Below are 4628 nucleotides of genomic sequence, written 5' to 3'. Positions count from 1 at the left end.
TCGCCGGTCCGGCAGGCGGCGCCGGTGGCGCGGTAGGCGCCCAGGCCGGCGCCGGCGCGGCCGCCGACGACCTTCTCGCTGCGGATCGTGAAATCACTGACCGGGCGGGGGCCCTGGTTGACGACCTTGATCTTGTAGCCGAAGCGGGAGCCGGGAACCAGCCCGGCCGGATCGAGCGGCTGCACCTGCGCGTCGGGGAGCAGCGCGATCTTGTTCAGGCCGTCAGGGGAGATGACCGCGGTGACCACCAACGCGGCCGCGCCGATGGCGGCCACGAAGGCGGTCAGCCAGATCAGCACCACCTTGCGCATAGGTCGTTTCCTCCGGAACTCGGGAATGATGGCCCAGTTCAAAGGTATGTTACCGATGCGTTATACGCAAAGCGTGTGCCAATGGTTACACTCAGCGGCCCATGTGCGGGTAACGGTAGTCGGTCGGCGGGACGAAGGTCTCCTTGATCGTCCGGGCGTTGACCCAGCGGATCAGGTTGAAGACCGAACCGGCCTTGTCGTTCGTGCCGCTGGCCCGCGCGCCGCCGAACGGCTGCTGGCCGACGACCGCGCCCGTCGGCTTGTCGTTGATGTAGAAGTTGCCCGCGGCGAACCGCAGCTTCTCCGTCGTCCGGGCGATCGCGTAGCGGTCCTGGGCGATCACCGCGCCGGTCAGGCCGTACGGGCTCGCGGACTCCATCTGGTCAAGCATCGCCTCATAGGCGCCGTCGTCGTAGACGTGGACGCCGAGGATCGGGCCGAAGTACTCCGACGTGAAGATCTCGTCCATCGGCTCGTCCGAGGTGAGGACGGTCGGACGGACGAAGTAGCCGTCCGCGTCGTCGCAGGTGCCGCCGGCGACCAAGCCGAGACCGTCCTTGCCGGCGCGGGCCAGGGCCGCCTTGTGCTTGGCGAACGCCCGGTCGTCGATGACGGCGCCCATGAACAGCGACAGGTCCTCGGCGACGTTGCCCATGGTCAGGCCGTCAACGGTGTGCGCCAGATCGTCCTTGATCGCGTTCCACAGGGAGCGCGGGACGTAGGCGCGCGAGGCCGCCGAGCACTTCTGGCCCTGGTACTCGAACGCGCCGCGGACCAGCGCCGTCGTCAGGACCGCCGGGTCGGCCGAGGGGTGGGCGACGACGAAGTCCTTGCCGCCGGTCTCGCCGACGAGCCGTGGGTACGCCTTGTACCCGGCGATGTTCTCGCCGACCGTCCGCCACAGGTGCTGGAAGGTGCCGGTGGAGCCGGTGAAGTGGATGCCGGCCAGCTCGGGGTGGGTCAGCGCGACGTTCGCGATCGCCTGGTGGTCGCCGGTGACCATGTTGATCACGCCGTCGGGCAGGCCGGCCGCCTCGAGCAGGCGCATGATGAAGTGCGCGCTGAACTGCTGGGTCGGCGACGGCTTCCAGACCACCACATTGCCCATCAGGGCGGGAGCCGTCGGCAGGTTCGCGGCGATCGAGGTGAAGTTGAACGGCGTGATCGCCAGCACGAAGCCCTCGAGCGGCCGGTACTCCAGCCGGTTCCAGATGCCGGGCTGGTTGCCGGGCTGCTCCGTCAGCAGCTGACGGGCGTAGGCGACGTTGTAGCGCCAGAAGTCGATCAGTTCGCAGGCGGCGTCGATCTCGGCCTGCAGCGGGTTCTTGGACTGGCCGAGGACCGTCGAGGCGTTCAGCACCTGCCGCCACGGGCCCGCCAGCAGGTCCGCGGCCTTCAGGAAGATCGCCGCCCGCTCGTCGAAGCTGAGCGCCTGCCACGCGGGCGCCGCCTTCTTCGCCGCCGCGATCGCCGCGGCGACATCGCCGTCGGTCGCGTTGTGCAGGGTGCCGAGGACCGACCGGAACGCGTGCGGCTGCACGACGTCGATCGCCTCTCCCCCACCGGGCCGCTGCTCGCCGCCGACCGTCATGGTCAGCTCGACACCGCCGCCGCCCAACTCCTTGATCTTGCTCTCCAGCGCGACCCGCTCGGGGCTGCCGGGAGCATACGACTTGACCGGCTCGTTCTCCGGCACGGGCACGTTGGTAACCGCGTCCATAGTTCTCCACCTCTATACGACATCGTTGTCGATATACCTAGATCCTACGAGCGACCACCCCGTAACCCTACGTCCACCCCTGTGCTATTTCACACCGCACTCTTCCGGGAGCGTTGGGAGACGAGGACCGCGCCGAGAAGGGCCAGGGGCGGAGCGGCCAGGGCCGCCCACTCGTAGGCGGGAGGCAGCGACATCATGAGCGGGGCCGTGGCGAAGGGCAGGGCCAGCAGGACGAGCACGCGGCGGCCGACGTCCGTCCGGCCCAGCAGCAGGGCCAGTGCCAGCCCGCAGACGGCCACGGCCGCGAGCAGCGCGTAGGCGTCGACGGTGCGGTCCCAGCTCAGCCAGCCGATGGCCGTCCCGCTACCGGCGACCACCAGCCCGGCGGCGACGGCACGGCGGACGCCGAGCACGGCCAGGCCGCGGCGCGGGCCGTCCGAGGCGTGGAGGGTCCAGGCGGCCAGCGCCGTCAGCAGGAAGAGCGGCCCGGTCGCCTTGGAGACGAGCAGGGCGGGCGGAGTGATCGTGTAGTACCCGCTGCCCACCGGCGACTGGAGCAGGAACGCCAACGCGACCACGGCGAACACCAGCCCGGTGCGGCGCGCCCCCGCCAACGCCGCCACCGAGCAAACCGCCGCCGCGAGCCAGTAGGGCGCGGTCATGAAGAACGAGGCGATGCCCGGCGTGCCGATCCAGGGCAGTGCCTGCTCGCGCACCCAATCGATGGCGGCGGGAGCCATCACCGCATAACGCACAGCCAGAGCCCCGAGCAGAAGCGACACCAGCAAGCTGACCACGGCCGCGGCATCCCGCCACTCCGGCCGTCTCAACTCCGCGGGCAACCCCCTGAACCTGACGACCAGCCCCGCGACGACCAGATCAAGAGCATCACGCCGCGTAGGCGGCCCAGCCGCGAGCAGCACACCAAGCATCTCCTCCTCATACTCAGCCCGATGATCGCCGGGAAACCAGCGCAGCAGACGGCGGTAGCGAAGTTCCAGGGGGCTCATCAAGGGCCTCGATCCTTGTCAGAGGGGGTTGGGGAGGGCGGCCAGGCGGCGGGCGGCTACTTCGGTGCGGTGGCGGAGGCGGGTCACCTCGGTGGCGAGGGCGGTGGTGCCCTTGGGAGTGAGGGCGTAGTAGCGGCGGAGACGGCCTTCTACTACCTCTTCGCGGTCGACGGTGATGTGGGCGTCGCGGGTGAGGCGGTCGAGGGCCGCGTAGAGGGTGCCGGGGCGGAGTTTGACGCGGTCCTCGGAGATGCGGGCTACGTCCGTCATGATCCCGTAGCCGTGCTGGGGGGAGGCGGCCAGCGCGGTCAGGATCAGGAAGGTGGGTTCCTGCATCTGAGTATTGGCCAGCGAGGGGTGAGGGGTGGTGGACCGGGAGAGTCAGAGGGAGAGCGTCCAGCGGCCGTTCGGGGACAGGCGCATCAGGTAGGAGGCCGCCGCGGGGCTGGTGGGGGTGCCCTGCGGCCAGACCAGGGAGGGGGATTCGATGATCCACTCGTCGGTGGTGTCGCCGTCGGCGGCTTCCGGGACCTCGACGGCGCTGAGCTTGGCGCGGTCGGCGGGCTTGAGCGTGCGGACCCATTTCGGGCACGGGGCGCCGAGGACCGTCTTCGCGGCGGCGGGGTCGACCCAGCCGCAGACCTTGACGTTGCCGGCGCCCGCGCCGCGGAGGATCTTCTGGAGGGTGGAGCGGGCGGGGAGATCGGCGTCCGGGTTCGGGGTGGATTCGGCCGGATAGCCGGGTTCGTCGACCAGTGGGGGGATCGACAGGTCCTGGGACTCGCCGGCGCAGGCCGTCAGGAGGGTCGCGGCGGCGAGGGCCGTCCCGACGAGTGCCGTCGCCGTCCGCATCGCGCCTGACCTCCCAGAACCACCGGATTCCGGCCGAACCTATCGGTACCCGGAGGCGGCGCGCGACGCATTCTCAGAAAGAGGAAGTCCCCGCGCCCAAGGCGGGGCCGTCCGGGACGGCGAGCGGCAGGCGGCCCGTCGGCGCGGCCGCACCCGACAGGACGCGGGCCAGGCCGCGCAGGGCGATCGGGGCCGTCGAATAGACCGTCGCCGAGACCTGCGCGGGTGCGGTGAGGCGGAGCAGGTAGGGGTCGCCGAGCACCAGCGCGACGACCTTCTTGCGGCGCGTCAGCCGGGCCAGCGAACGCGCCGTCTCCTCGGTGGTGATCACGACGTGGGTGCGGGCCGACGGGGAGCCGCTGACCTTGACGCCCGCCTTGGTGAGCGCGGCGGACACGGCGGCCTGGCCGGGGCCCGTCACGAAGACGTCGCCTTTGAGGGGGAGGGCGTTGTCGGCTTTCTTGGGATTTTTCAGGATGGTGACCGAGCGGGTGGCGACGTCCAGGGCCGTCCGGCGGTGCTCGGGGGTCGAGACCGCGACGCCCGGCGCCGCGAGGCCCGCCGCGAACAGGCCGCGCCGCTCCTTCAGGGTGAGGATGCGCTGGACGGCCGCGTCGAGGGACGCCACCGAGATCCGTCCGGTATGGACCGCTTTGACGATCGCGGCGTCGGCGCCCGGCAGGTCGGGCGGCATCAGCAGCAGATCGGCGCCCGCCTGGACCGCGCGGACGGCCG

6 protein-coding genes are annotated in these 4628 nt (G+C 70.9%); all 6 read right to left on the bottom strand.

Annotation, left to right across the window (positions count from 1 at the left end; all coding sequences use genetic code 11):
* The coding region (locus tag ACYVE7_RS29465; protein ID WP_460369233.1) for a hypothetical protein at positions 1-311 on the bottom strand (311 nt) is incomplete at its 3' end.
* Positions 312-402: 91 nt separating this feature from the next.
* Complete coding sequence (gene pruA / locus ACYVE7_RS29460) at positions 403-2031, bottom strand: L-glutamate gamma-semialdehyde dehydrogenase (protein WP_460369230.1); 1629 nt, start codon at positions 2029-2031, stop codon at positions 403-405.
* Positions 2032-2120: 89 nt separating this feature from the next.
* Positions 2121-3041, bottom strand: a complete 921-nt coding sequence (locus ACYVE7_RS29455) for a hypothetical protein (protein WP_460369229.1) — start codon at positions 3039-3041, stop codon at positions 2121-2123.
* Between the two features lie 18 nt (positions 3042-3059).
* Positions 3060-3377 (bottom strand): PadR family transcriptional regulator, encoded by a 318-nt coding sequence (locus ACYVE7_RS29450; protein WP_460369227.1) that lies wholly within the window; start codon positions 3375-3377, stop codon positions 3060-3062.
* Between the two features lie 45 nt (positions 3378-3422).
* Positions 3423-3893, bottom strand: coding sequence for a hypothetical protein (locus tag ACYVE7_RS29445; RefSeq protein WP_460369225.1), 471 nt, complete (start codon positions 3891-3893; stop codon positions 3423-3425).
* A gap of 73 nt (positions 3894-3966) precedes the next feature.
* Positions 3967-4628: glycoside hydrolase family 3 protein (locus ACYVE7_RS29440; protein ID WP_460369223.1), on the bottom strand; the 662-nt coding region annotated here is incomplete at its 5' end.

Source organism: Actinocorallia lasiicapitis (assembly GCF_054778695.1).
The sequence above is the reverse complement of the archived record's forward strand: the minus strand, read 5'-3'. Positions and strand labels throughout refer to the sequence as shown.

Bases quoted from the DNA above. Each gene is read 5' to 3' on its own strand.
- ACYVE7_RS29455 (WP_460369229.1), bottom strand. From the start codon at position 3,041: ATGAGCCCCCTGGAACTTCGCTACCGCCGTCTGCTGCGCTGGTTTCCC.
- pruA (WP_460369230.1), bottom strand. From the start codon at position 2,031: ATGGACGCGGTTACCAACGTGCCCGTGCCGGAGAACGAGCCGGTCAAG.
- ACYVE7_RS29450 (WP_460369227.1), bottom strand. From the start codon at position 3,377: ATGCAGGAACCCACCTTCCTGATCCTGACCGCGCTGGCCGCCTCCCCC.
- ACYVE7_RS29445 (WP_460369225.1), bottom strand. From the start codon at position 3,893: ATGCGGACGGCGACGGCACTCGTCGGGACGGCCCTCGCCGCCGCGACC.